Source organism: Corynebacterium mucifaciens (genome assembly GCF_012396315.1).
Lineage (GTDB): Bacteria > Actinomycetota > Actinomycetes > Mycobacteriales > Mycobacteriaceae > Corynebacterium > Corynebacterium mucifaciens.
This window is the reverse complement of record NZ_JAAXPF010000006.1, coordinates 81,588-107,479: the sequence shown is the minus strand read 5'-3', so window position 1 is coordinate 107,479 and position 25,892 is coordinate 81,588. Positions and strand designations below refer to the sequence as shown.

Below are 25,892 nucleotides of genomic sequence, written 5' to 3'. Positions count from 1 at the left end.
TTAAGATAGTCCGCGTGACTGAGACTGATCTGAACCGCGCGAACGAACTGCCCAAGTCGTGGGAGCCCAGCGCCCACGAACGTGACCTGTACGAAGGCTGGGTGGATGCCGGTTACTTCACGGCGGATCCGGCCTCGGACAAACCCGCGTACTCGATCATGCTGCCGCCGCCGAACGTGACCGGCCAGCTGCACATGGGTCACGCGCTCGACCACACGTTGATGGATTCCCTGGTGCGCCGCAAGCGCATGCAGGGTTACGAGGTGCTGTGGCTGCCGGGCATGGACCACGCGGGCATTGCCACCCAAACCAAGGTGGAGGCCAAGCTCAAGGCGGAGGAGGGCAAAGACCGCTACGACTACGGGCGCGACGAGTTCATCGGCCGCGTCTGGGAGTGGAAGGAGCAGTACGGCGGGACGATCACCACGCAGATGCGCGCGATCGGCGACTCTGTTGACTGGTCCCGCGAACGCTTCACACTCGACGAGGGCCTGTCCCGCGCGGTGCAGACCATCTTCAAGCAGCTCTACGACCGCGGCATGGTGTACCGCGATTACCGCCTGGTCAACTGGTCGCCGGTGCTGGAGACGGCCGTGTCCGACATCGAGGTGGTGTACAAGGACGTCGAGGGCGAATTCGTCTCCATCCGCTACGGCTCGCTGAACGACGATGAGCCGCATTTGGTCGTGGCCACCACGCGCGTGGAAACCATGCTTGGCGACGTCGCTATCGCCGTCCACCCGGAGGACGAGCGCTATGCGCACCTGATCGGCGAGGTCTTCGAGCACCCGCTGCGCGACGGCATGCAGGTCAAGGTCATTGCCGACGACTACGTGGACATGGAGCTGGGCACCGGCGCGGTGAAGATCACCCCGGCGCACGACCCCAACGACTACGAGATGGGCCTGCGCCACGACCTGGACATGCCCATCGTGATGGACGAGAAGGGCCGCATCGCCGACACCGGCACCGAGTTTGACGGCATGACCCGCGAGGACGCCCGCATCGCCGTGCGCGAGGCGCTCGCGGCGCAAGGCCGCATTGTCAAGGAGGTGCGCCCCTACGTGCACTCCGTGGGCCACTCGGAGCGCTCCGGCGAGCCGATCGAGCCGCGGCTGTCCCTGCAGTGGTTTGTCAAGGTGGACGAGCTGGCGCGGATGGCTGGCGACGCAGTGCGCGAAGGCGACACGGTCATCCACCCGGAGGCGCTGGAGAAGCGGTACTTCGACTGGGTGGACAACATGCACGACTGGACGATTTCGCGCCAGCTGTGGTGGGGCCACCGCATCCCGATTTGGTACGGGCCGGAGGACGGCAACGGCGAGCGCGACGTGGTCTGCGTGGGCCCGGACGAAGAGCCGCCGGCCGGCTACGAGCAGGACCCGGACGTGCTGGACACCTGGTTCTCGTCGGCACTGTGGCCGTTTTCTACCCTGGGCTGGCCAGAAACAACCCCGGAGCTGGAGAAGTTTTACCCGACCACCGTGCTGGTCACCGCCTACGACATCTTGTTCTTCTGGGTTGCGCGCATGATGATGTTCGGCACCTTCGCAGGCCAGACCACTCCGGAAATCCTGGGGGCAGGGCAGGAGGGGCGGCCTCAGATTCCGTTCCACAACCTCTACCTGCACGGCCTGGTGCGCGATGAAAAGGGCCGCAAGATGTCGAAGTCGCTGGGCAACGGCATCGACCCGATGGACTGGGTGGAGCGCTACGGCGCGGATGCGCTGCGTTTCGCGCTCGCCCGCGGGGCAAACCCGGGCGTTGACCTGCCCATCGGCGAGGATAACGCTACGGCCGCCCGTAACTTCGCCACCAAGCTGTTCAACGCCACCAAGTTCGCGCTCATGAACGGCGCGCGGGTGGACGCGCTGCCGGACCGAGCCGCGCTGACCGACGCGGACCGGTGGATCCTGGACCGCGCCGAAGAAGTCAGCGCCGCGGTGGATGCCTACCTGGACGACTACCAGTTTGCCAAGGCCAACGAGCTGCTCTACCACTTCGCGTGGGACGAGCTGTGCGACTGGTACCTCGAGATCGCCAAGACGCAGATCCCGCGGGACGGTGAGAGCGAAGAGGGTGAGAACACCAAGGTTGTGCTGGGTCGCGTCTTGGACGTGGTGCTGCGCCTGTTGCACCCCACCATGCCGTTCATTACCGAGGTGCTGTGGAAGGCGCTCACCGGTGCAGAGACCGTCACGCTCGCGCCGTGGCCGACCGCCGCGGACACCAACGGCGGCGCCGCGACCGACGAGCAGGCACGCGCCCGCGTGGAAGACGCCATCAAGCTCATCACCGAGCTGCGCCGCTTCCGCGCGGACCAAGGGGTCAAGCCCTCGCAGAAGGTCCCCGCGCGCGTGGACTTCGCCTCCGCCGACTTGGCCGAGCTGGAGGATCTGGTCCGCCAGATTGCCAGGGTTGAGCGGCCGGGGGAGGACTTTAGTGCGTCGGCAAGCATTGAGATGCGCCTGAGCAAGGCGAACCTCGACGTCGCGCTGGACACCTCCGGCACGGTGGATGTGGCCGCCGAGCGCAAGCGCCTGGAAAAGGAGCTCGCGGCGGCGCAGAAGGAGCTGGACACCACCGGCGCCAAGCTGTCCAACGAGCAGTTCCTGGCCAACGCGCCCGAGGCCGTGGTGGACAAGATCAAGGTCCGCCAGCAGGTCGCGCAAGAGGAATTCGAGCGCGTCACCGCTCGCCTGGACCAGCTCCCGGAGGCGTAAATGGCAGACGAGAATTTCGAGCTCCCCGAGCTCCCCGAGCAGTACGACATTCAGCAGACCGACGCCGGCCTCACCCTCAACCTCGGCGCGCCGGGGGAGGGCCGAGAGGCCGACGAGCTCGCGCCGCGCGGCGTGAGCGACGAAGATCTCGCCGCGCTTGCGCAGGTGGAGGCCGAGCTCAATGCCCGCTGGCCGGAGACGGCCATCGACCCGAGCCTGGAGCGCATCGAGCTGCTCATGGACTTCTTGGGCGAGCCGCAGAAATCTTACAAGGTGATCCACGTTGCCGGCACCAACGGCAAGACGTCCACGGTGCGGATGGCGGAGTCGCTGCTGCGCTCCTTTGGCAACCGCGTGGGCCGCACGACGAGCCCGCACCTGCAATCCATCACCGAGCGCATCGGCATCGACGGCGAGCCGATTCACCCGGCGGATTTCGTGCGCATCTACCGCGAAATCGAGCCGTACATCCAGATGGTGGACGAGCGCACCGGGGTGCCCATGAGCTATTTCGAGGTCATGGTGGGCCTCGCGTTCGCGGCGTTCGCGGACGCGCCGGTGGATGTCGCCGTCGTGGAAGTCGGCATGGGCGGGCGCTGGGACGCGACCAACGTGGTCGACGCGGACGTGGATGTGATCATGCCCGTGGGGCTAGACCACACCGACTACTTGGGCGACACCATCGCGGAGATCGCCGGCGAGAAGGCGGGCATCATCCGCAGCGCCGACGCCGTGGCCGTGATCGGCCAGCAGGACCCTGACGCCATGCCGGTGATTCTGGAGCGTGCCGTGGAGATCGGCACACCGGTGGCCCGCTTTGGCCAGGAGTTCGGCGTCGCCGCCTCCGAGGTTGCCGTGGGAGGCCAGACGCTCACCATCAAGGGCCTGTCCGGCGAGTATGCGGACATCTTTATCCCTTTGTCCGGGCCGCACCAGGCGCACAACGCCGCCGTCGCGCTCGCGGCGGTGGAAGCGTTCCGGGGCGCGTCGTCGGAGCGCACGCTCGACGCCGACACCGTGCGCGAAGGGTTCGCCGCAGCCACGTCGCCGGGGCGGCTGGAGCGCGTACGGGCGACGCCCACCACGTTCATCGACGCCACCCACAACCCCCACGGGGCGCAGGCCCTGGCCGCGGCGCTGGAGCGCGACTTCGACTTCACCCGCCTCATCGGCGTCTTGGGTGTGTTGGGCGACAAGGACGCGCGCGGGATCATGGAGGCGCTTGAGCCGGTGCTCACCGAGGTAGTGATCACCCAAAACAGCTCCCCGCGCGCGACGGACGCCTACGAACTGGCGGAGACCGCGCGCGAGGTCTTCGGCGACGAGCGAGTGCACGTAGAAGAGAACCTCCCGTCCGCGTACCAGCTCGCCGTGGAGCTGGCGGAGGAGGCGCTCGCCGAGGTGGGCGTGCAGTCCGGCTCGGGCGTGTTGATCACCGGCTCCGTGGTCACGGCAGGAGAGGCGCGCGCCATGTTTGGAAAGGACCCGCAATGAAACGCCGCACGCAGGAGATGGGCCCGCTCGGGCCCGGCCAGCAGCCCGTCAAGGACCCGATGTCGGGCCTGACCGGGGTGCTCGCAGGAACGCTAATCATGGAGGCGATCACGGTCCTGCTCATCCTCACCGTGATCCTGAAAGTCGACGACGGCGCGCACTGGACCACCTTTAACTGGGTCTACGTCACGGTCATTGGCCTGGCGCACGTGGTGATGGCGTTTTTCCAGAAGAAGCCCGCCGCGCTATGGATTGACCTCGCGCTGCAGATCCCGCTGATCTTCGGCTTTTTCATCCACTGGTCGGTCACGGCCGTCGGCATCATCTTCGGCGTCGTCTGGTACTTCGTCATCCGCATGCGCTCGGAGATCCTGCAGCGCATGCGCGGCGGCTACCTCACCACCCAGCACTTGGGCACTTAGAGGTCTTTGCGCAGGATCTTTCCTGCCGCGTTGCGCGGGATGGCGTCCACGAACGCCACCGCGCGCACCTTTTTGTAGGCGGTCACGCGCGCTGCCACCCACGCAATCACGTCGGCCTCCTCCAGGCGGCCCTGCTTCACGACGAACGCCTTCGGCACCCCACCGCGCTCGGCCACAGCCACGTCGCTGATCTGCGGGTGCGTAAGCAGCAGCGCCTCCAGCTCGGCGGGCGCGATCTGGAACCCCCGGTACTTGAACACGTCTTTCGCCCGGTCGACGACGGTGACAGTCCCATCCGGGTTGACCCGTGCGATGTCGCCGGTGCGCAGCCAGCCGTCAGTAATTGCGGCACGGGTGGCGCCCGGGTCCCGCAGGTAGCCGCGCATGACCTGGGGGCCGCGGACCTGCAGCTCGCCGGGCTGCCCGTCCGGCGTCTCCGCGCCGGTGTCCAAGTCCACGACGCGGAACTGGGTGTTGGGCAGGGCGGCGCCAATGGTGCCCGGGTTGGTGCGCCCGGCGATGCCCACGTGCGTGACCGGCGACGATTCCGTGGTGCCGTACCCCTGCAGCATGACCACGCCGAGGCGGTCTTCAACGCGCCGCGCCAAGGATTCGCTCAGCGGTGCGGCCCCGCAGACCATGTGGGCGGTGGAGGCGAAGTCTGCCGGGTCCACATTGGGCGAGTTGGCCAGCGCGAGCGCGATGGGCGGGGCGATGTAGCTCAGCTCGATGGCGTGGTCGCGGTGCGCGCGGGCAAACTCGGCGAGGTTAAAGCGGGCGGCGGTGAAGACGTGGCGCCCGGCGGCCAGCGAGGAAAGCAGCAGGGTGTTCAGCCCGTAGATGTGGGAAAACGGCAGGGGAGCGGCCACCCGGGTGCCCTCGCCGATGCCGCTGGCGGCGAGCGCGGCGTTGAACTGGGCCGCGTTCGCGGTGATCGAGCGGTGGGTGAGCTCAACCGCCTTGGGCATGCCGGTCGTGCCTGAGGAAAACGGGATCACCGCCACCGCGTCCGGGTCGGAGGCGGTCCATGCCTGCGCGGAACCCGGTACGAAGTCGGCGGGTTCGACGCGGTGGGTGACGCCGGCGAGGGCGGAAAGGCGCGACGCTTCGGCGTCGAGAAGCGAAGGCCCGATGAGCGCCGCGGCGGCGCCCGTGCGGGCGACGGCGAGCAGCGCGACCGCGAAATCGATGGAGTTGGCCAGCCGCACCTCCACCACACTGCTGCTGCCGACGCCGCGGGTACGCAGGCGGCCGGCTGCGGCGTCAGCGAGTGCGTTGAGCTCGGCGTAAGTGACAGTGCGGCCGGTGTCGATCTCCGTCATAGCAGGCGACGCTGACCGGGAGGCGACCATGCGGTCGATGGTTGTGCCGGGCAGTGCAATCGCCGGCAGCGGGCTGCTGTGCACCATGGCCAACAAGGCTACGGTATTGCTCATGCGCATCGTGAGCTTTGCCCTGGCCGCCGTGTTCTCGCTGATCGCGGTGGCGGCCGTGTACACCTCCCTGCCCGGGTGGGCGGGGACGGCGGCGATTGTGGCGGCGGGCCTATTTTTGGTCCTCGGGTTCTACGAGCAGTACAAGGCGCGGGAGGAGGAAGTCCCCGAGCTCAACGGTGAACAACGCGCGACGGTGCAGCGGATGAAGGCGGAGGGCAATATCCAGCTCGCCGTGCAGCAGGTGCAGCTCTGGTTCCGCGCCGCCACGCCCGAGGATGCGGCGCGCATCGTGCGTGAGGCTTAGGTACTATTTCGGGCTATGACTGAACGCACTCTGATCCTGATCAAGCCCGACGGCGTTGCAAACGGCCACGTCGGCGACATCATCGCCCGCATTGAGCGCAAGGGCCTCAAGCTCGTGGAGCTGGATCTGCGCACCGCGGACCGCGAGACCGCGGAGCAGCACTACGCGGAGCACAAGGACAAGCCGTTCTTCGGCGAGCTGGTGGACTTCATCACCTCCGCGCCTCTAGTTGCGGGCATCGTCGAGGGCGAGCGCGCCATCGAGGCCTGGCGCCAGCTGGCTGGCGGCACCGACCCGGTGTCCAAGGCGACCCCGGGCACCATCCGCGGCGACTTCGCGCTCTCCGTTGCGGAAAACGTCGTGCACGGTTCTGACTCCCCGGAGTCCGCTGAGCGCGAGATCGGCATCTGGTTCCCCAACCGCTAGGTCCGCCACACAAACACCGCAGCCTGAGGGCTGCGGTGTTTTCTCGTCTGACGTTGGGGTTGCCCGGTCCCCGCGCGGGCATGTTGTATTAATGAAGTTGCATGTAGGCCGGCAGGCAGAAAGGGAGGCGGCGGTGGCATCTCGCGGGGAGCAGGCACGGGCGGTGGAGAAGCGCTCCGCAATCCTGGATGCGGCAATCCGCCTGCTGCTGACGGAAGGCATGAAGGGCGTGACGCACCGCCAGGTTGCCGCGGCGGCGACAGTGCCGGTGGGATCAATCGGCTACTACTACTCCACCCGTGACAAGCTGGTGGCCACCTGCTTCGACCACCTGGTGCAGCAGCGTCGTGCCGCGTTCGCCCGTGCAACGTCGGGGGAGACGGATCTCACCGACCCGGTGTGCCTGGCCGAGTGCGCCGTGGATGTCGTGGCGTGCGGCCAGCCCGAGCGCGCCGGCACGATCATCACCGCGTTTGTCGAGGCGCAGCGCGAACCGAACGAGGTCGGGGCGACCGTTGAGCGCGCCCTCCAGGAGCTTAAAGAGATGATCGGGGAGATGCTGCGGCGCGGCGGCGTCGAGCAGTTGAACTCCGCGCGCGTGCTGCAGATCGCGGTGGGCACCGCGCTGACGGAGCAGCACCACAACGCGCCGATCGCGGCGGTGGCGGACCTTCTGCGACTGGCCGAGAAGTAACACCCTGCCCGCGCAGTGACTCTGGCTGTGCCACAATGGTGGCGCAAGCGCCGGCGACCCGGCGCTGAGAAACGTTTACATGTACCGCACCGTGGGGCCCGCCGCGCGGCCGCTTCGGCACGATGTTGCCGGCGCCCGGCCCGCCCCAGCGCGATGCGGCTGAGCAAAATTGGAGAATGCCACAGTGGCTGGTCACGAGGAGCCGACACAACCGGCGCGCAAGCGCACGGCGAAGAAGACAGAAACACCCGCAGGCAACCCGTACGCCGCGTTTGACCGGTCCCAGCTGGGCCCGAAAACGCGCGTGTTCGCGCTGGCCAAGGCCCTCGGCGTGCCGTCGAAGGAGCTCGTGGTGGCGTTGTCCGAGCTCGGGGTGGTCAAAGTTGCGCAATCCACGCTAACCCGCGCCGAAAGCGAGCAGCTTCTCGACGCGCTGGCGAACCCCACCGCCGATGGCTCGGACACCGACGACGCTGCGGCCGCCGACGACGGCGCGGACAAGAAGATCCGCGAGCGCGTGCGCAAGGACGTGGAAAACGAGATCCACCAGATCGAGGAAAAGGTTGAGGCGGACCTTCGCGACAGCGCCGAGGGCGACCCGCTCACCGACGTCGAGCCAGAGGTGGCCCCGGTTCCGGAGGACACCGCGAACCGCGCGCCGCTGTTCAAAGCGCCCGAGCGCAAGCGCCGCCGGGCAACGCGGGCCGCGGCACCCACACAAGACGAGCCGCAGGAAGAACCGCAAGAGGAGCCGCAGTCTGACGACGTGGCTTCGCCGGAGGACGTCGAGAAGCAGGAGACCGAGCTCATTGAGGAGCCGAAGGCGATCAAGGGGTCCTCGCGCCTGGAGGCGCAGCGTCGGCGCCGCAGCGAGAAGCGCGAGGAGCAGCGCAAGCGCTCGCGCATTGTGAGCCAGGCGGAGTTTTTGGCGCGCCGCGAGTCGGTGGAGCGCCACATGGTGGTCCGGGAACGCGACCGCCACGACGGCCACGGGAAGATCACCCAGGTGGGCGTGCTGGAAGATGGTCTGCTGGTGGAGCACTTCGTTACCGCGGAGAGCCAGTCCTCGATGATCGGCAACATCTACCTGGGGCGCGTGCAGAACGTGCTGTCCAGCATGGAAGCGGCGTTCATCGACATCGGGCAGGGCCGCAACGGCGTGCTCTACGCCGGTGAGGTGGACTGGAAGGCCGCTGGGCTGGGCGGCCGCTCGCGCCGCATCGAGCAGGCGCTGAAGTCCGGCGACCAGGTGTTGGTGCAGGTGACGAAGGACCCGGTGGGGCACAAGGGCGCGCGACTGACCACGCAGATCTCGCTGGCGGGCCGCTACCTGGTGTACGTGCCGGGCGGGCGCAGCGCCGGGATTTCGCGCAAGCTGCCCGCGCCCGAGCGCAAGCGGCTGAAGGAGATCCTGAACAACGTCGTGCCCGGCAAGGGCGGGGCGATCATCCGCACCGCAGCGGAGAACGTGCCGGAAGAGGCCATCGCGGCGGATGTGAACCGCCTGCACAACCAGTGGACCGCGATCCAAGAGCAGGCCGAAAAGGAAAAGGCGTCCAAGGGCGCGAAGCCTGTGACGCTCTACGAGGAGCCGAACATCCTGGTCAAGGTCGTCCGCGACCTGTTCAACGAGGACTTCACGTCGCTCATCGTGGACGGGCGCAAGCCGTGGAACACGGTCCACGCGTACGTGCAATCGGTCGCGCCGGATCTGTTGGACCGGTTGGAAAAGTTCGACCGCGACGCCCACGACGGCAAGGACGCGTTCGAGGTCTACCGCATCGACGAGCAGCTGCAGAAGGCGCTTTCGCGGACGGTGTGGTTGCCGTCCGGCGGAACGCTGGTGATCGACCGCACTGAGGCCATGACCGTCATCGACGTCAACACCGGCAAGTTCACCGGCTCCGGCGGCTCGCTGGAGGAGACCGTGACCTCCAACAACTTGGAGGCGGCCGAGGAGATCGTGCGCCAGGTCCGCCTGCGCGATATCGGCGGCATGATCATCATCGACTTTATCGACATGATCCTGCCTGAGAACCAGGAACTCGTGCTGCGCCGCCTCAACGAGGCGTTGGGCCGCGACCGCACGCGTCACCAGGTTTCGGAGGTGACGTCGCTGGGGCTTGTGCAGATGACGCGCAAGCGCCTGGGCAACGGGCTGCTGGAAACCTTCTCCACCGAGTGCGAGTGCTGTGGCGGCCGCGGCATCATCGTCTCCGACGACCCAGTCGAGCACGACCCGTACTCCGAGCGGGGCCGAGACGAGCGGCCGAAGCGCAAGCAGCGTGACGACGAGCGCCGCCCCGACCGCCCGCGCGACAACGGCCGCGACGGCGGCGAGGAGGCGCAGCCCCGCAACGGGCGCCGCCCGAAGCGGAAGCACCTCAACGACGACGAGATGGACGACCTGCTCAACTCCATCTTCAGCGACGATAACGACGAGAGCGGCGAAAAGACGGACGAAACGCCTCAGGCCGGCGACCGGGACGACGAGTCCTACGATCGCCGCCGTGCCCCGCGCCGCCGCGGCCGGCGGGGCGGCAACCGCGGGCGCGGCAAGCAGGAGCAGCCCGAGGCGCAGGACGCGCAGGACACGCAGGACGCTGCCGAGCAGGAGACCGGACAGAGCTACGAGGAGGCGGTCGACGAGTTTGAGCGCTCGCCGCGCCGCAAGCGCCGCACCCGCGGCAACTCGCGCTCCGACCACCGTCCGCGCCGCGAAGACTTCGAGCGCGATGACGCCCAGCCCCAGGAGGCGCCGGAGCAGGAGACCGCGACCGCGGAGTCGAAGCCTTCGGCCGGTCGCCGCGGGCGTCGACGGGCGGTCCGCAAGTCCAACGCGTCGACCAATGGCAGCGCCCAAGCGGTGCGGGGCACTGCCCGCGATGGCAAGCCCGCGGGCACAAAGCAGACGGGCGGCGCCGAAGGGCGTCGAGAAGCAGGCGCTTCCCCGCGGCGCGGGCGTCGGCGCGCCACGCGGCGGACCAGCTAGCGCGGTTTGGTAAAGCGCAAGCTTCCGGTGTAGTCTTGCCAAGTCGCTGTTTCGGGGCGTGCTGCCTCGTTGCCTACGCATGCGGGCACGGCTGGCTCGTTACCGGCCCCGAAACGCTCGAACTGTTCCATTCCGCCCTTGTGCATGCCGGGGGTGGGCGAGTAGAGATAAGGGGTAACCCTCTATGTACGCGATCGTCAAGACCGGCGGCAAGCAGTACAAGGTTGCCGAAGGCGACCTCGTCAAGGTCGAGAAGCTTGAGGGTGAAGCAGGCGACAAGGTCGAACTCACCCCGATCCTTCTCGTTGATGGCGCAGACGTCACCTCCGGCACCGACGCCCTGTCCAAGGTCAACGTGACCGCGGAGATCGTCGAGCACGGCAAGGGCAAGAAGGTCGACATTCTGAAGTACAAGAACAAGACCGGCTACAAGGTCCGCCAGGGTCACCGCCAGCAGCAGACCACCGTCAAGATCACCGGCATCAAGTAACTACTAGGAGAGTTTGAACTATGGCACACAAGAAGGGTGCATCCAGCTCCTCGAACGGTCGTGACTCTGAGTCCAAGCGCCTCGGTGTGAAGCGCTTCGGTGGCCAGCAGGTCAAGGCCGGCGAGATCATCGTCCGCCAGCGTGGCACCAAGTTCCACCCGGGCGACAACGTCGGCCGCGGTGGCGACGACACGCTGTTCGCTCTGGCTGACGGCTCCGTCCAGTTCGGCATCAAGCGCAAGCGCCGCATCGTCAACATCGTCCCGGCTGACGGCCAGGGCGTTGCTTCCGAGGTCCTCGAGCAGGCCGAGGTAGCAGGCGTTGTCGAGGAAGGCACCGCCGCCGAGGCAACTGCCACCGCGTAAGCGCTGGTGAATCGGCGCCGCTGGTCCGTTCGGGCCGGCGGCGCTTTTTGCATATCATCGTCCGTATCGCAAGGCCAGAAGAAAGGCGGGACTCACCATGGCCCAATTTGTTGATCGCGCAACCTTGCACCTCCAAGCGGGCGACGGCGGCCATGGCTGCGCGTCCGTCCACCGTGAAAAGTTCAAGCCCCTTGGCGGCCCCGACGGCGGCAACGGCGGGCACGGCGGCGACATCGTCCTTGAGGTGTCCACGCAGGTGCACACCCTGCTCGACTTTCAGTACCGCCCGCACCTGAAGGCGCAGCGCGGCGCGAACGGCGCCGGCGACTGGCGCAACGGCGCGCGCGGGGAGGACCTCGTACTCGAGGTTCCGGTGGGCACTGTCGTGCGGGACGAGGACGGGGAGGTGCTCGCGGACCTTACCGTGCCGGGCACCCGCTTCATCGCGGCTGAGGGAGGTTTCGGCGGCTTGGGCAACGCAGCCTTGGCGACGGCGAAGCGCAAGGCACCGGGCTTTGCGCTCAAAGGCGAGCCGGGTGAGGCGCACGACCTCATCCTGGAGCTGAAGTCGATGGCGGATGTGGGCCTGGTGGGGTTCCCGTCGGCAGGCAAATCGTCGCTCATCTCGGTGCTGTCGGCGGCCAAGCCGAAGATCGCGGATTACCCGTTCACCACCCTTGCGCCGAACTTGGGCGTGGTGAACGTGGGCCACGACACCTTCACCATCGCTGACGTGCCCGGCCTGATCCCGGGTGCGAGCGAGGGGAAGGGGCTGGGCCTGGACTTCCTGCGCCACATTGAGCGCACCGCGGTGCTGGCCCACATTGTGGATGTGGCGACGATGGAGCCTGGGCGTGACCCCCTCTCAGACATCGAGGCCCTCGAGCACGAACTGGACACCTACGCCGGTGCGCTGGACATGGATTCCGGCCTCGGCGACCTGCGCGAGCGCCCGCGCCTGGTGGTGTTGAACAAGATGGACATCCCGGAGGCAAAAGAACTCGCTGAGTTTTTGCGGGACGACATCGAGGAGAAGTTCGGGTGGCCGGTGTATCTGATCTCCACCGCTACCCGCGAAGGCTTGGATGAGCTGAAGTGGGCGATGTGGGACATCGTCAAGCGCGCCCGCGCAAAGCGCAAGGAGCAGCCCGTCGCGGAGCCGCAGGTTATCCGCCCAGCATTTGTCGGCCGCCGCCACGACGATGCCGGCATCGAGGTCACGCGCGATCCCGTTTACCCGGAGGGCTGGCTGGTCACCGGCGAGAAGGTGGAGCGCTGGGTGCGTCAGACGGACTTCGAGAACGACGAAGCCGTCGGCTACCTCTCCGACCGACTGAACAAGGCCGGCGTGGAAGAGCTGCTGCGCAAGCAAGGTGCGCAGGAGGGCGACACCGTCACCATCGGCGAGATCTCGTTCGACTGGGAGCCTTCCATCGGCGGCGACCCGACGCTTGCAGGCCGCGGCCAGGACGCCCGACTTGGCGGCACCGACCGCACCTCTGCGGCCGAGCGCAAGCGCGCCTCGCAGGCGCGCCGCGGCCTCATCGACGAGTACGACTACGGCACCGGCGAAGAGGCCGACCGCGAGCGCTGGCAGGGCTAGGGCCGCCGCTTGCCGAACAGCAGGTCCATCGCGCCGCGGTGGCCGCGCGGGTTGGACACCGGATACCCGCGCGGGTAGCGCCAGTAGATCCGGCCCTGCCTCCGCACGATGCGGCCGCGTCGGGATAGTCCGGGCGAGTCGTCGTTGACCCGGTTGTGGTAGCGGCACAGCGGCGCGAGGTTCGCCAGGTTGGTGGGGCCGCCGCGCGCCCAAGGCACGATGTGGTGGAACTCGCAGTGATCTGCAGCGCGCCGGCAATCTGGGGCGGAGCACACCGGCTGGGCCACCCGCAGCAGGTCGCGCTGTTTCTGGTTGGCAAACCGCGCGCTGCGGTACAGATTCACCGGCCCCTCCTCGGGGTGGAACAGCGCGACTTCTAGCGCCTCGCCGTGGGTGCGCTGCAGGTATTCGGCGCCGGTCATGGTGGTGCCGTCGGTAAGCCCGAGCAGCACCTCGTCGCCGTCGCCGGCGAGGATTTTCACGTGCTCCTCCATCGGCACGAGGACGATGGGGCGCGGGGCGGCACGGGGGATGCCGGTGGTGTCGGACCGGAGGACGTCGAGAAGCGGGCCGAGCATCTGCTCCGACTCGGGGAGTGCGGGGTCGAGGTCGGTGCGCAGGGACGTTTCGATGTCGGTGATGTCGCGCTCGGTGCCGGTGACCATCATGGAGCGCATGCCCATCCGCGGCGCGGAAAAGATCACCTTGGCGCGCGGCTTTTTCGGCGGCGGTGCCGGCACAATCTCCTTCGCCCGGCGGCGCAACGCCTCGTAGGTGCCGCGGAAGGCAAGCAGCTCGAGGCGCAATGCCCACTGCAGCGCCGCGTCTGCGATGTGATGCAGCTTCTTCTCAATCAGCACCAGCTGGTCCAGGCTCAGCCCGGACGTGCGCGCCCGGGCCACAGCCTCACGTTGCTTCGCGGTCCACTTGGTGGCGCCGAAGAGGACGTTGTGGACCTTCCGCCACTCGCCGACGCGGCGGGGGCTGAAGCCGGCGTCCAGCAACTGCTGCCGGTTGAAGTGCTTGAGGAAGTCGACGGCGCAGGCGTTCATCGTTGCATCGAATGCGTTCACGGGGCGCAGCCTAGGCGAAATAAGCAATCCTTATGCGCAACCTGTGGATAGCGTTCGGGCGTTTTCCACAGGCGATAGACTGTCTCCCCATGATGTCCCTCCGCGAAGAGATCGCCGCCGCGCGCCGTATTGTGGTCAAGCTGGGCACAAGCTCCCTGGTTAACGCCTCGGGCGAGCTTGACCCGGTGAAGATCGACCGCATTGTTGACGCTATCGAAGACCGCATTGCGCGCGGTTCCGACGTCATCGTGGTCTCCTCCGGCGCGATCGCCGCGGGGATGGCGCCGCTCGGTTTGAAGGCCCGCCCGCGCGACCTGGCCACTAAGCAGGCAGCCGCGTCGGTGGGGCAGATCCACCTGGCGCAGGTGTGGGGCGCGTCGTTCGCGCGCTACGGCCGCACGATCGGGCAGGTCCTGCTCACCCAATCCGACGCCGGGTCACGCGAGCGCGCCCGCAACGCGCAGCGCACCATCGACCGCCTGCGCCAGATGGGTGCGGTGCCGATTGTCAACGAAAACGACACCGTCGCCACCTCCGAGATGCGCTTCGGCGACAATGACCGGCTGTCCGCCATCGTGGCCACGCTCATCTCCGCGGATGCACTCGTGCTGCTGTCCGACGTGGACGGCCTCTACACCACCAACCCCGCGGACCCCGGCGCCATGCTTATCGACGAAGTGCGTTCCGGCAACGACCTCGCAGGCATCCAGGCGGGAGATGGGGGAGTCTTCGGCACCGGCGGCATGGCGGCGAAGGTCTCGGCCGCTCGCCTGGCCACCCGCGGCGGCGTGCCGGTGCTGCTCACTGCCACCGAAAAGATCGACGCGGCGCTGGAGACGGCGCAGGTGGGCACCGTGTTCCACACCCGCCCGGAGAGCAAGCTCAACGCCTGGAAATTCTGGGCCCTGTACGCCGCCGACGCGGAAGGCGTGCTGCGCCTAGACCAAGGCGCCGTCGACGCCGTCACCCGCGGCGGCACCAGCCTGCTTGCCGTGGGCATTACCGGCATCGATGGCGAGTTCCACGCCGGCGACATCGTGGAGATTCTGGGCCCAGACTCGCAGGCGGTGGGCCGCGGCGAGGTGGCCTACGACGCCGCGGAGCTTGCCACCATGCTCGGGCGCCAGTCAGACGAGTTGCCGGAGCACCAGCGCCGCGCCGTTGTGCACGCCGATTACCTGTCCAACTACGCCTCGCGGCTGTAGCCGCTACCCTGGGAGGGCATGAAATTCGCGTACTTGCCCAAGCCGAAAGACGAGCCCATCGCCCACCTTGAAGCGCAAGGACACACCCATGTCGCGCTCGACGACAACCCGGACCTGGTGGTCTTCGGCGGCGGGCCGAAGGACTTCCCGGACGAGCTCCCGGAGTCGGTCAAGGTCGTACAGATCCAGTACGCCGGGATTGAGGCGCTGCTAGAGGCCGGCACCCTGGCCAAACATGCCGCGAACGGGGTCCGCTTCGCTAACGCCGGCGGGCTCTACGACGACACGGTCGCCGAATCCGCCCTCGCCCTGCTGCTCGCCGTGGAGCACCGGATCAAGGCCGTCAGCCCCGAGTGGAACAACACGCAGCTGTTCAAAGAGAAGGAATACCTCTTCGACGGCAAGAAGCTCGCGCTCATCGGTGCGGGCGGCATCGGCAAAACGCTCATCCGCTTCCTCGAGCCGTTCGGCATGGACATCACCGCGGTGAACCGCTCCGGTAACCCGGTCGACGGCGCCGACCGCACGGTCACGCTAACCGACGATGTGTGGGCCGATCACGACTACTTCGTGCTGCTGACCCCGCTCACCGAGGAAACGCGGCACATGGTCAATGCCGAGACAATCGGCAAGATGCAGGACAGCGCGGTGATTATCAACGTGGGTCGCGGACCGCTCGTCGATACGCCCGCGCTCACGCAGGCGCTTCGCGACGGCACGCTCCGCGGCGCCGGCCTCGATGTCACCGAGCCCGAGCCACTGCCTGCAGACCACGAACTGTGGGGGCTGGACAACTGCGTGATCACCCCGCATGTGGCGAACATCCCGCGGTTCATGGAGCGGCGCATCGGCGGGCTGGCCGCGAAAAACTGGGAGCTCTTCGAAGCCGGAGAGAAGATGTCCACCGAGGTGGACATCGACGCCGGGTACTAACGCTACGATTGCCGCATGAGTGAGCAGCAGACCGAGCAGCAACGACAGGCCGAGCGCGCGGAGGTGCTTTCCCAGGCACGCCGCGCCAAGGACATCGCCCCGCAGCTTGCGGTGCTGCCCACCCCGGTGAAGGACGCGGTGCTGCGCGACGCGGCGGCCGCCCTTGTGCAGCGCGCGCCCGAGATCCTCGAGGCCAACGCGTGGGACCTCGCAGACGGGCGGGCGAACGGGCTGGCGGAGTCGGTGCTGGACCGCCTCGCCCTCGACGAGTCGCGCATTGAGGGCATCGCCGACGGCCTACGCCAGGTGGCTGGGCTGCAGGACCCGGTGGGGGAGGTGCTCACTGGCCGTACGCTTCCGAACGGCATCCAGATGAGGAAGGTCCGCGTCCCGCTGGGGGTGATGGGCATGGTCTACGAGGCCCGCCCGAACGTCACCGTGGACGCGTTCGGGCTGGCGCTCAAATCCGGCAATGCGGCGCTGTTGCGCGGCTCCAAGACGGCGCGCCACTCCAACGCCGCGCTCGTCGCGGTGCTCCAAGACGTCCTCGCCGACCACGATCTGCCCCGCGAGGCAGTGCAGTTGCTGCCGTGCGACAGCCACGACTCCGTGCAGGACCTCATCACGGCCCGCGGCCTAGTGGACGTGGTGATCCCCCGCGGCAGCGCGCGGCTGATCGAGGCCGTGGTCACCGGCGCGACCGTGCCCACCATCGAGACGGGCACGGGCAACTGCCACTTCTACGTCGACGCATCCGCCGACATGGACAAGGCGATCGCAATGCTGATCAACGGCAAGACGCGCCGGGTCAGCGTCTGCAACGCGACCGAGACGGTGCTCATCGACGCCGCGCTGCCCGACGAGGACAAGCGGGCAGTGATCGCCGCTTTGCAGGAGGCGGGGGTTGAGGTGCACGGCGACGTCGATAGGCACGCTGCGTTCGGGGCCGATGTGACCCCCGCGACCGAGGCCGACTTCGCTGAGGAGTACCTCAGCATGGACATCGCGAGCGCGGTCGTGGACGGCGTCGACGGGGCTATCGCCCACATCGCGCGCTACTCCAGTGGCCACACGGAGGCCATCGCGGCCCAGGATGCTGATGCTTTGCGACGGTTTGCTCACGCCGTCGACGCCGCCGCCGTCGTCCTCAACGCCTCGACCGCCTTCACGGACGGGGAGCAGTACGGCATGGGCGCGGAGATCGGCATTTCCACCCAGAAACTCCACGCCCGCGGCCCCATGGCGTTGCCGGAGCTGACCACCACGAAGTGGATCCTGCAGGGCAGCGGGCAGGTACGGCAATGAACCGCATCGGAGTCATGGGCGGCACCTTCGACCCCATCCACCACGGGCACCTGGTGGCGGCGAGCGAAGTCGCGGACCGGTTTCACCTGGACGAGGTCATCTTCGTGCCCACCGGCCAGCCGTGGCAAAAAGAGGGCAAAACCATCAGCCCGGCGGAGGACCGCTACCTCATGACGGTGATCGCCACCGCCGCGAATCCGCGCTTTTCCGTCTCACGCGTGGACATCGACCGCGACGGGCCGACCTACACCATCGACACCCTGCGGGATCTGCGCGAGCAGTACCCGGACGAAGCGCTGTACTTCATCACCGGCGCGGACGCGTTGTCCTCCATCATGTCCTGGCACGACTGGGAAGAAATGTTCCAGCTCGCGGAGTTCGTCGGCGTGACCCGCCCGGGTTACGAACTCCGCGAGGACATGCTGCCGGCGGATATCCAGGAGCGGGTGCATTTGGTGGAAATTCCGGCGATGGCGATTTCCTCCACAGACTGCCGCACCCGCGCCGCTGAGGGCCGCCCGGTCTGGTACCTGGTGCCGGACGGGGTGGTGCAGTACATCTCGAAGAACAGCCTCTACGGCTAACTAGCACTACCGGGGCGTGTCGTGGGACAATAAGCCGGTCTGTCCGTTTCACCAACGAAGGGTTTCCCACTTGACCGCTCCGCAGATCTCCATCGACCGGGCCAAGGTCGCCGCCAAGGCAGCCGACGAGAAGCTTGGCAAGAACATCGCCGTCATCGACGTCTCAGGCGTCATGGCCATCACCGACGTGTTCGTGATCGTTTCGGCGGACAACGAGCGCCAGGTCGCCGCCATCGTCCAGGAAGTTGAAGACGACCTGACGGAGCAGGGCGTGGAGCCGAAGCGCCGCGAAGGCAACCGCGAAAACCGCTGGGTGCTGCTGGATTACGGCAACTTCGTCGTCCACATCCAGCGCGACGCGGAGCGCGAGTTCTACGGTCTGGACCGCCTCTACGCGGACTGCCCCGCCATCGAGGTTGAGGGGCTGGAGCCGTACGAGCGCCCGGCCGCCTTCGGCGACGAATCCGAGCTGCGCGAGGCGACAAACCTCGAGGACCTGCCGCTGGCGGGTGAAGGCCCGGCCGTGGCCGACGACGAGTACTAGGCCCCGGCGATGCAACGTCGTTTGATCTTGCTGCGCCACGGCGAGACGGAGTACAACGCCTCGTCCCGCATGCAGGGACAACTGGACACGGTGCTCTCGGACCGCGGCGTGGCGCAGGCCCACGCGGCCGCGAAGGAGCTGCGCGGTCTTGGTATTTCCAAGATCGTCTCCTCGGACCTCATGCGCGCGAAGCACACTGCTGACGTGGTGGGGGCGGATTTGGGGCTGCCCGTAGGCGTCGATACGCGGCTGCGCGAAACCCACCTGGGCGACTGGCAGGGCAAAACGCACAGCGAGGTGGACAACGAGCACGGCGGGGCGCGTGCGGTGTGGCGCACGGATGCCTCGTGGGCGCCGCCGCGAGGGGAGAGCCGCCTCGAGGTGGCGGCGCGTGCGCGCGAGGTGGTGGACGAGCTGATGCGCGACTACCGGCAGTGGGACGATTCTGCGGTGCTGCTGGTCGCGCACGGCGGCACGATCGCGGCGCTCACCGCGTCGCTGCTGGGCTTTGTGGTCGCGCAGTACCCGGCGCTGAAGGGCTTGGGTAACGCGAACACCGCGAGGCTTGTGGCGATGCCGCGTCTCGACGACCCTTCGGCGATCCGCTGGTACCTGGAGGCCTGGAACCGGGGGCTGAACTAAATGACAGTGCGCGTGGTGGTGGATTCTTCCGCCGGGCTGCCGGCGGAGGTGGTGCGCGAGCTGGACATCACCGTCGCCGACATGCACGTGGTGGAAGCGGGGGAGGAAAAGGGCACTTCGGGCCTGTCCTCGCTGGAGCTCGCTGCCTGCTATGCGCGCCAATTGGAGCGCGGCGGCGACGACGGCGTAGTGGCGCTGCACCTGTCCAAAGCGCTGTCGTCGACGTGGTCCGCGGCCGTTGCGGCGTCCGCGGTTTTTCCCGGCACCGTGCGGGTGGTTGAGACGGATGCCGCCGGCATGAGCGTTGGCGCCGCGGCGATGGCGGCCGCCACGGTGGCGCTGGAAGGCGGCGACCTCGCCGCGTGCGAGGCGATGGCGAAGTCCACGCTCGCGCGCGCGGAGACGTGGATCTACCTGCACCAACTGGACGATCTGCGCAAGTCCGGGCGCCTACCCACCGGCACCGCTGTGCTGTCCGCGGCGCTGCTGGCCAACAAGCCGATCCTGCGCATGCACGACGGCAAGCTAGAGCTCGCCGGCAAGACCCGCACACAGTCGAAGGCGTTTGCCAAGCTGACCGAGCTTGTGGTGGAGCGTGCCGCGGGAGAGCCGGTCTTCGCGGCCATCCAGCACGCGGACGCCACAGAGGCGGCCGGGCAGCTCGGGGCGATGCTGGAGGAGGGGCTACCGCCCGGGTCCCGGGTGATGCTTGAGCCGCTTGTCGACGTCCTCGCGGTCCACACCGGCCCCGGCGCGATCGGCCTGTCCGTTGTCTTCTCCTCGCAGGAGCCGACCCAGTAAATGTGGATAACCTGCGGCAGTTGGTGACGCCGCAACGAAGTTATCCACAGTCCCGCGTAACGGGTCTACCGCTTGTCTGTGGCCGCGCCTAATGTTCGGTGCATGACCGCTATCGACCGCCTGCAGGAGCTCACTCGGCCTACCGGCGAGGAAGACCTCATGGCCGTGCGCTACCCAGCGCCGCGGCTGTCGGTGCCGGTCAAACCGGCCGCGGCAGTGGTGGTCGCGCTGCTCGTGGCGGTTGGAGCGTGGGCGGCCACCCGCGGCGGCGGGGACGAAGGCGAGGAGGTGGAGTGGGAGCAGGTTGCTTCGCCCACTGAAGTCGGCGGGGTTGTGGTCGTGGCCGTCGTGGGGGAGGTGGCCAATCCGGGGCTGATGACGTTGAACGAGGGCTCCCGCATCGCCGATGCCCTCCAGATCGCCCAGCCCCTCCCAAATGCGGACCTGCTTGCGCACAACCAGGCGCAGCTGCTCGTGGACGGCCAGCAAATCGTCGTCCAGGCAGTCGGCGCCGCGCCACCCGCGGCTGCGGCCGCGGCCTCGGACAGTGGGGGCGCGGGGGTGGTGTCGCTGAATTCGGCCACCGCCGCCGAGCTGACGGCGCTGCCAGGCGTGGGGGAGGCGACCGCGGCGGCCATCGTGGCTCACCGCGAGGCCAACGGCCCGTTCACGACGGTGGAGCAGCTGATGGACGTGCGCGGCATCGGCCCCGCCAAATTCGAGGCCATGCGCGAGCAGGTGGGGTTGTAGCCGTGTCGGAGCTGCGGCTGGTCCCGGCGGCGCTGGCGGTGTGGGCTGCCGCGGCGTGCTGCATCCTGTTCGGTGTGTGGGCGGCCGCGGCGGTAATCGCGGTGCTGGCCGCGGGCTGTCTGCTGCTCCGCCAGCCGGGGCAGGCGCTGCTAACAGCTGGGTTAGGCGCGGCCGCGACGGTAATGGCGGCGGTGCGCAAGGGGATGTCGGCCGCCGCGTCCGAAGTGGCGGGCACGATCAGCGGGGCGCCGAAGCAGACATCTTCTGGGGCCTTCCTTGTGCGGGTGCGGGTGCCGGGGAGGCCCTCGACAACGCCGGTATTCACCGAGGAACCTCCGTCCGGCGCCGTCAGCGGCGCGCATGTGGTGGCGCGCGGGGTGGCCAAAGAATCTTCGGTGCCAGGGGTGAACCCGTTCGTGCTCAACGGGCGGGTGGAGGTGCTCGGCCCGCCGGAGGGGTTGGCGGCATTCGCGCTCCACGTGCGCTCGACGTTTGCGGCGGCAGTGGAGGCGAAGGTGGGGCCGGCCTCGCAGGGGCTCATCCCGGGCATGGTGCTGGGGGACGTGAGCCTGCAGTCGCCGCCGGAACAGCAGATGTACATCGACACCGGGCTATCGCACCTTTCGGCGGTCTCGGGTGCGAATATCGCGATCGTGTCCACCGCGGCCGCGGTCGTGGCGGCTGCGGCCGGGGCGGGGCTGCGGGGCAAGATCGCAGCGTCCGCAGCGGCGCTGCTGGTCTACGCGGGGCTGGTGGGGCCGGAGCCGAGCGTGCTGCGTGCCTCGGTCTCCGGGCTGGTGGGGTTGGTGGCGGTGCTCTCCTCGCGGCAGTCGGAGCCGATCCACGCGTTGTGCCTGTCCGTGATCGGGCTTGTGCTGGTGGATTCGGATCTGGCTGTGCATTACGGGTTCGCGTTGTCCGTCGCCGCCACGGCGGGCATCGTCGCGGTGTATCCGCTCCTGTACCGGGCATTCGCGGTGACGGGATGGCCCGATATCCTCGTGCGCGCGCTTGCCGTCGCGGTAGCAGCGGATGTGGCCACGATGCCCATCGTGGCCATGATGGCGGGGGAGGTTTCGCTGGTCTCGGTCGCGGCAAACGTCGTGGTCGCTCCCGCGGTCGGCCCGGTGACGGTGCTGGGGCTTGCGGCCGCCGTGCTTTCGCTGGTGCCAGGTGGGCTGGAAACGCCGGTGCTGTGGTGCGTGGAGCCAATGGCCTGGTGGGTGCAGATGGTCGCCCGGACTGGGGCGGGGATACCGGGCGCAACCGTCGCCGCCACCCCGCTCGTGGCGCTCGTGGTCTACGGGTGGGTCATCGCGGGCGTGCTCGCCGGCCGGCCACGGGTGACGCTCTGCGCCACGGTCGCGTGCGTGGCGTTGTCCGCCGCACCCGGCCAGCCCGCGTCAATCGACCCTGCGGGCAAGCGCGCCCACGTTGTAGACACCGTCGAGGAGGTGGAGCCAGTGCCGGCGGGGGCCGAGCTTGTCGTCGTCCTCGAGGACGGCCCGGCCCGCACACGCCCGGTAGCGACGCGGGAGGGGATCCCCGTGATCTTTCCAAACCGGGAGCCGTAAGATGGCGCGCATGCTCAACCCCGTGCACCTCGTGCTCGGCGAGGACGATTTCCTCGCCGAGCGCGCGACCAAAGCTATCGTCGCAGCCGCCGGCGAGGGCGTCGAGGTGACCACCCTGCGCGCCGGTGACGTCTCCGAGGGCGAGATCGCCATGGCGACCAGCCCGTCGCTGTTCGCCGAGGACCGGGTGGTCGTGGTCAAGCACGCTGAGCTTGCGGGCAAAGAACCCACCGAGATCCTGCTCAAGGCGTGTGTGGACCCGGCGCCCGGTATCACGCTGGTCATCGAGCACACCGGCGGCGGCCGGCAAAAGGCGATGGTTGCGAAGTTCTCCAAAGCCGCCGAGGTGCACAAGGCGGATCCGCTCAAGGACAACGAGCGGCGCTCCTGGCTTATGGAGGAGTTCCGCCGTCACGGCGTTCGCCCCACCCCGGACGTGGCAGCAGCGGTGCTGGAATCCGTGGGCTCCGACCTGCGCGAGCTTGCCTCTGCGGTGAGCCAGCTGGTCAGCGACACGGAAGGCGATCTCACCGTCGAGTCCGTGCGCGACTACTACGTGGGTGTTGCGGAGGTCGCCGGATTCGACATCGCAGATCAGGCAGTGGCAGGACGCGCCGACCGTGCCCTGGCTTCGACGCGCCGCGCGCTACAGCTGGGCACGAGCCCCGTGTCCATTTCCGCCGCGCTTGCCCGCAAGGTGGGCGACATTGCCAAACTGCACGGCGTGCGCGGCAACCCGGACCAGCTTGCCCGTACGGTCGGCATGCACCCCTACGTGGCCAAAAAGACCATGCAGGTTGCCCGCCAGTGGAGCGGCGACGCGGTCTCGCACGCGGTCATCATCGTCGCCGACCTAGACGCAGAGGTGAAGGGGCAGGGTGGCGACCCGCAGTTTGCCCTGGAAAACGCGGTGCGGCGCATCGCCGAACTCGCATGATCGCGCCGGGGGATCTCGCCGTCATCGTCGGGCTCAACCTGGTTGGCGCGGCCGCGCCAGGCCCGGATTTGGTGCTGCTCATGCGCACCGCCACCCGCTCACGGCAGCACGCGTGGGCCGCGAACCTGGGCATCCACACCGGCGCCGCGTTGTGGTTCGCCCTTACGATTATCGGGGCGGCAGCGCTGCTCAACGCGGTGCCCCAGGCCGTCACCGCCATCCAGATCGTCGGCGGCGCCGTGCTTGTGTGGATGGGGCAGCGCAACCTGCGCGGGGGTCTGCGCGACCGCCACGACCCGCCCGCTGACCTCGACGAAGCCGTGCAGCGCCTGGGTTCAGTTCGCTCTGCCTACACCCGCGGGCTGATGACCAACTTGGCAAACCCGAAGATCGTGGTGGCGCTGACGGCGATGATCGCGCCGTTGTTGCCTCCGAACCCCTCCCTGGCCACCGCACTTATTGTGCTGGCGTCGCTGTGGCTCAGCTCTTTCGCGCTGTTCGGTGCGGTCGTGCACGTCACCTCCACCGAACGGGTGCGACGTTCCTTGCTGCGCGCCGGCCCATACATCGACATCGCCGCCGGCGCGTTCTTCGTGGTGGTCGGCACCCTGCTCGCGGTGCGCGGGCTGTGCGAGGCCATCTAGAGCAACCCGCGAACGCAAAACGCCCCGCTCGGCGACGAAAATGCCGACGGGCGGGGCGGAAGCGAAGCGGAAACTAGTCCATCTTGTTCAGGGCGCGAGCCATGTTGGACTTCTTGTTCGCCGCGGAGTTGCGGTGGAACACGCCCTTGGTCACAGCCTTGTCCAGCTTGCGGGAAGCCACGCGCAGCTGTGCCTCGGCAGCAGCCTTGTCGCCGGACTCCACAGCCTCACGGAACTTGCGGATCTCGGTGCGGGTGGCGGAGCGGACGGACTTGTTGCGCATGCGGCGCTTCTCGTTGGTGAGGACGCGCTTCTTCTGCTGCTTGATGTTTGCCATCTGTGCAATACCTCTTGGTTTCTCAATCGAACATGGATGTCGTCGTCCCGGCTAGGGCTTCGCGTGCGCGACTTTGGTTATGAACGCGGACCCAAGGTCCTGTCCGCGTAGCTGCGCACACCCGTCAACGGCCGGCAACGGGCAACTCGAGCAGAATACCAGCCGGCTCTTACCAGGCCAAACCGTCTACGACCACTGAAACCGCTCGCGCAGGGTGTTGGCCACCCGCTCGAAGCGGCGCTGGGGCACGGTGGTGCCTCGCCGGTGTACGTCGGCTTCCGGCACCACGAGCGTCTTGTCCAGCCGGACCCAGCACGGGCTTCCCGACGCGTCCCAGTCACCGGGGCCGATTTCAAACCAGCGGTCGTCGTCCGCGTGTTGGTCCTCCGGGGAGATGAGCAGGCCCAGCACATCCCGGTACTCCCTGCCCACCACCAGCATCGAGCGCTCCCGCGGCGGCTGCGACGGCACGGTCACCCACACCACCTCGCCGGGCTCCGCGCCGCCGTCCATGTCCGGGGCGTAGTAGACGTTGCGGGGCACGGCACCAGTCGGGCGCACGTTCACGCGCGAGGCGTGGTTGCGACGGTGCTCGATCTGGTTGGTCACGCGCTCATGCAACAGCGCCAAACCTTGGTCGAGCGAGGCCGTGCGCGGCCGCCCACCTTTGCGCCTGAATCGCTCGAACGCCACGTGTGCACCTCCGGTTGCAGTTACGGCAACCTTAAGCCGTCGAGCCCACCTGTACAAGGGTTTTCTGTTGGCCAGTTGAAACTTTTTCGCGTTCGGGGCTGACATCCCGCAGCGCCCACAGCATCAGCGCGGTCGTGGCGACCGCCACCAGCGAGGACATGATGGTGTCCGCGGGCAAAATTTCCGTCTCGGTGGGGTCCGACAGCGCCAGCGCCCCGTAGCCGAACACCATGAGGTTGCCCACGGCGTGCAGCACAATTGGCGCCTCCAGGCCACCGGTGCGCCACGCCAGCAGGGAGGTGCACAGCGCGAAAATGGCGATGTCTACCAGCCCCACCCAGTTGTAGACGTGGCTGGCCACAAACAACGCGCCCGGCACCAGGTACGCCAGCCACGCGGGCCAGCGCCACTGGCCCAGGATCTGGGGCAGCGCGCCGCGGAAGACAAACTCCTCGGCCGCCGACTGCAACGGCACCGCAATCAGCAGCGCGAGCAGCAGTTTGGCCCGGAATGGGTTGAAGATTGGCTCGGGGAAGGCCGTGAGGACGTCGATAAGCACCTGCACCCCGTAGACTGCCCCGACCACCCCAAGTGCACGGGCGAAGACGCCCCACCGCCACCGCAGCGCCCGGGAGATGAGCGCGCGCGGGTTGCGGCCCGCGATGCGGGCGGCGACAAAGGGCGCCGGCAGCATCGCCGCAATGGCGAGTACCTCGATCAGCGGCATAAGCGGGTCGGCGGAGTTTTCCGCCACATCCACCCCGGCAAGCTCAGCGGCGAAGCCGAGCAGGATGAAGATGACGACACTGAGCACCGTTGCAAGGACGGCCAACGCCACAAATTCGATAAGCGGGCGCCACCACGCGTTCGCGCTGTAGCGGTGGGCGAGTCCGAGGCGGTAGTACGGCATGCTGCATACCG

25 protein-coding genes and 1 pseudogene are annotated in these 25,892 nt (G+C 68.0%); 21 read left to right on the top strand and 5 right to left on the bottom strand.

What is annotated here, in order from left to right:
* Positions 1 to 14: 14 nt before the first annotated feature.
* From HF989_RS06675 to HF989_RS06665, 3 genes are read left to right on the top strand one after another with little or no spacing between them, the layout of a single operon-like run.
* Positions 15 to 2,723 carry a valine--tRNA ligase gene (locus tag HF989_RS06675; RefSeq protein WP_343033565.1) on the top strand — a complete coding sequence of 903 codons (2,709 nt, stop codon included), beginning with the start codon at positions 15 to 17 and terminating at the stop codon, positions 2,721 to 2,723.
* Positions 2,724 to 4,217, top strand: a complete 1,494-nt coding sequence (folC, locus tag HF989_RS06670; protein WP_168685047.1) for a bifunctional tetrahydrofolate synthase/dihydrofolate synthase — start codon at positions 2,724 to 2,726, stop codon at positions 4,215 to 4,217.
* Positions 4,214 to 4,639 (top strand): DUF4233 domain-containing protein, encoded by a 426-nt coding sequence (locus HF989_RS06665; RefSeq protein WP_168685045.1) that lies wholly within the window; start codon positions 4,214 to 4,216, stop codon positions 4,637 to 4,639. Before folC ends, HF989_RS06665 begins: the two co-directional genes overlap by 4 nt.
* On the opposite strand, the gene HF989_RS06660 is transcribed toward HF989_RS06665, so the two are convergent.
* Positions 4,636 to 6,075, bottom strand: a complete 1,440-nt coding sequence (locus tag HF989_RS06660; RefSeq protein WP_168685043.1) for an AMP-binding protein — start codon at positions 6,073 to 6,075, stop codon at positions 4,636 to 4,638. The two genes, HF989_RS06665 and HF989_RS06660, sit on opposite strands and share 4 nt — an antisense overlap.
* On the opposite strand from HF989_RS06660, the gene HF989_RS06655 reads away from it, so the two are divergent.
* The 7 genes and pseudogenes from HF989_RS06655 (at position 6,074) to obgE (ending at position 12,949) form a co-directional block, all read left to right on the top strand.
* A complete protein-coding gene (locus HF989_RS06655) occupies positions 6,074 to 6,379 on the top strand; it encodes a hypothetical protein (protein WP_168685042.1) in 306 nt (101 codons plus the stop codon). The genes HF989_RS06660 and HF989_RS06655 overlap by 2 nt on opposite strands.
* Positions 6,380 to 6,394: 15 nt before the next feature.
* Complete coding sequence (ndk, locus tag HF989_RS06650; RefSeq protein WP_038612771.1) at positions 6,395 to 6,805, top strand: nucleoside-diphosphate kinase; 411 nt, start codon at positions 6,395 to 6,397, stop codon at positions 6,803 to 6,805.
* A 133-nt stretch (positions 6,806 to 6,938) separates the two neighbouring features.
* Positions 6,939 to 7,499 (top strand): TetR family transcriptional regulator, encoded by a 561-nt coding sequence (locus HF989_RS06645; protein ID WP_168685040.1) that lies wholly within the window; start codon positions 6,939 to 6,941, stop codon positions 7,497 to 7,499.
* A gap of 286 nt (positions 7,500 to 7,785) precedes the next feature.
* Positions 7,786 to 10,491 carry a translation initiation factor IF-2 N-terminal domain-containing protein gene (locus HF989_RS06640; RefSeq protein ID WP_246233841.1) on the top strand — a complete coding sequence of 902 codons (2,706 nt, stop codon included), beginning with the start codon at positions 7,786 to 7,788 and terminating at the stop codon, positions 10,489 to 10,491.
* A 184-nt stretch (positions 10,492 to 10,675) separates the two neighbouring features.
* Entirely contained in the window at positions 10,676 to 10,981 is a 306-nt protein-coding gene (rplU, locus tag HF989_RS06635) for a 50S ribosomal protein L21 (protein ID WP_038612760.1), read from the top strand.
* Positions 10,982 to 11,001: 20 nt separating this feature from the next.
* Positions 11,002 to 11,253: pseudogene (gene rpmA / locus HF989_RS06630) on the top strand (50S ribosomal protein L27); the annotation flags it as partial.
* Positions 11,254 to 11,443: 190 nt separating this feature from the next.
* Positions 11,444 to 12,949: a GTPase ObgE gene (gene obgE / locus HF989_RS06625; RefSeq protein ID WP_168685034.1), complete on the top strand. Its 1,506-nt coding sequence runs from the start codon at positions 11,444 to 11,446 to the stop codon at positions 12,947 to 12,949.
* Here obgE and HF989_RS06620 read toward each other — a convergent pair.
* The gene (locus HF989_RS06620; protein ID WP_343033564.1) at positions 12,946 to 14,022 is read right to left on the bottom strand and encodes an HNH endonuclease signature motif containing protein; all 1,077 of its coding nucleotides are present in this window, start codon (positions 14,020 to 14,022) and stop codon (positions 12,946 to 12,948) included. The genes obgE and HF989_RS06620 overlap by 4 nt on opposite strands.
* Before the next feature lie 92 nt (positions 14,023 to 14,114).
* On the opposite strand from HF989_RS06620, the gene proB reads away from it, so the two are divergent.
* The 11 genes from proB (at position 14,115) to HF989_RS06565 (ending at position 23,941) form a co-directional block, all read left to right on the top strand.
* The gene (gene proB, locus HF989_RS06615) at positions 14,115 to 15,227 is read left to right on the top strand and encodes a glutamate 5-kinase (RefSeq protein ID WP_168685129.1); all 1,113 of its coding nucleotides are present in this window, start codon (positions 14,115 to 14,117) and stop codon (positions 15,225 to 15,227) included.
* 18 nt (positions 15,228 to 15,245) lie between these two features.
* Positions 15,246 to 16,160: a D-isomer specific 2-hydroxyacid dehydrogenase family protein gene (locus tag HF989_RS06610; RefSeq protein ID WP_168685032.1), complete on the top strand. Its 915-nt coding sequence runs from the start codon at positions 15,246 to 15,248 to the stop codon at positions 16,158 to 16,160.
* 15 nt (positions 16,161 to 16,175) lie between these two features.
* Positions 16,176 to 17,465, top strand: coding sequence for a glutamate-5-semialdehyde dehydrogenase (locus HF989_RS06605; RefSeq protein ID WP_168685031.1), 1,290 nt, complete (start codon positions 16,176 to 16,178; stop codon positions 17,463 to 17,465).
* Positions 17,462 to 18,049 carry a nicotinate-nucleotide adenylyltransferase gene (gene nadD / locus HF989_RS06600; protein WP_168685030.1) on the top strand — a complete coding sequence of 196 codons (588 nt, stop codon included), beginning with the start codon at positions 17,462 to 17,464 and terminating at the stop codon, positions 18,047 to 18,049. Before HF989_RS06605 ends, nadD begins: the two co-directional genes overlap by 4 nt.
* Before the next feature lie 70 nt (positions 18,050 to 18,119).
* A complete protein-coding gene (gene rsfS, locus HF989_RS06595) occupies positions 18,120 to 18,593 on the top strand; it encodes a ribosome silencing factor (protein WP_168685029.1) in 474 nt (157 codons plus the stop codon).
* A 9-nt stretch (positions 18,594 to 18,602) separates the two neighbouring features.
* Positions 18,603 to 19,235 carry a histidine phosphatase family protein gene (locus HF989_RS06590; RefSeq protein WP_168685028.1) on the top strand — a complete coding sequence of 211 codons (633 nt, stop codon included), beginning with the start codon at positions 18,603 to 18,605 and terminating at the stop codon, positions 19,233 to 19,235.
* On the top strand, positions 19,236 to 20,036 hold the full coding sequence (locus HF989_RS06585) for a DegV family protein (protein WP_168685027.1): 801 nt from the start codon (positions 19,236 to 19,238) through the stop codon (positions 20,034 to 20,036).
* A gap of 102 nt (positions 20,037 to 20,138) precedes the next feature.
* Entirely contained in the window at positions 20,139 to 20,786 is a 648-nt protein-coding gene (locus tag HF989_RS06580) for a ComEA family DNA-binding protein (RefSeq protein WP_168685026.1), read from the top strand.
* 2 nt (positions 20,787 to 20,788) lie between these two features.
* Positions 20,789 to 22,360 (top strand): ComEC/Rec2 family competence protein, encoded by a 1,572-nt coding sequence (locus HF989_RS06575; RefSeq protein ID WP_168685025.1) that lies wholly within the window; start codon positions 20,789 to 20,791, stop codon positions 22,358 to 22,360.
* A 1-nt stretch (position 22,361) separates the two neighbouring features.
* Positions 22,362 to 23,297 (top strand): DNA polymerase III subunit delta, encoded by a 936-nt coding sequence (holA, locus tag HF989_RS06570; protein ID WP_168685023.1) that lies wholly within the window; start codon positions 22,362 to 22,364, stop codon positions 23,295 to 23,297.
* Complete coding sequence (locus tag HF989_RS06565) at positions 23,294 to 23,941, top strand: LysE family translocator (protein ID WP_168685021.1); 648 nt, start codon at positions 23,294 to 23,296, stop codon at positions 23,939 to 23,941. Before holA ends, HF989_RS06565 begins: the two co-directional genes overlap by 4 nt.
* Before the next feature lie 73 nt (positions 23,942 to 24,014).
* Here the strand turns inward: HF989_RS06565 and rpsT are convergent, their stop codons facing one another.
* From rpsT to HF989_RS06550, 3 genes are all read right to left on the bottom strand, one after another.
* Positions 24,015 to 24,278, bottom strand: coding sequence for a 30S ribosomal protein S20 (rpsT, locus tag HF989_RS06560; protein WP_038612735.1), 264 nt, complete (start codon positions 24,276 to 24,278; stop codon positions 24,015 to 24,017).
* A 186-nt stretch (positions 24,279 to 24,464) separates the two neighbouring features.
* The gene (locus HF989_RS10695; RefSeq protein WP_343033563.1) at positions 24,465 to 24,971 is read right to left on the bottom strand and encodes a type II toxin-antitoxin system PemK/MazF family toxin; all 507 of its coding nucleotides are present in this window, start codon (positions 24,969 to 24,971) and stop codon (positions 24,465 to 24,467) included.
* Positions 24,972 to 25,002: 31 nt separating this feature from the next.
* The gene (locus HF989_RS06550) at positions 25,003 to 25,881 is read right to left on the bottom strand and encodes a CPBP family intramembrane glutamic endopeptidase (RefSeq protein ID WP_168685019.1); all 879 of its coding nucleotides are present in this window, start codon (positions 25,879 to 25,881) and stop codon (positions 25,003 to 25,005) included.
* Positions 25,882 to 25,892 lie beyond the last annotated feature (11 nt).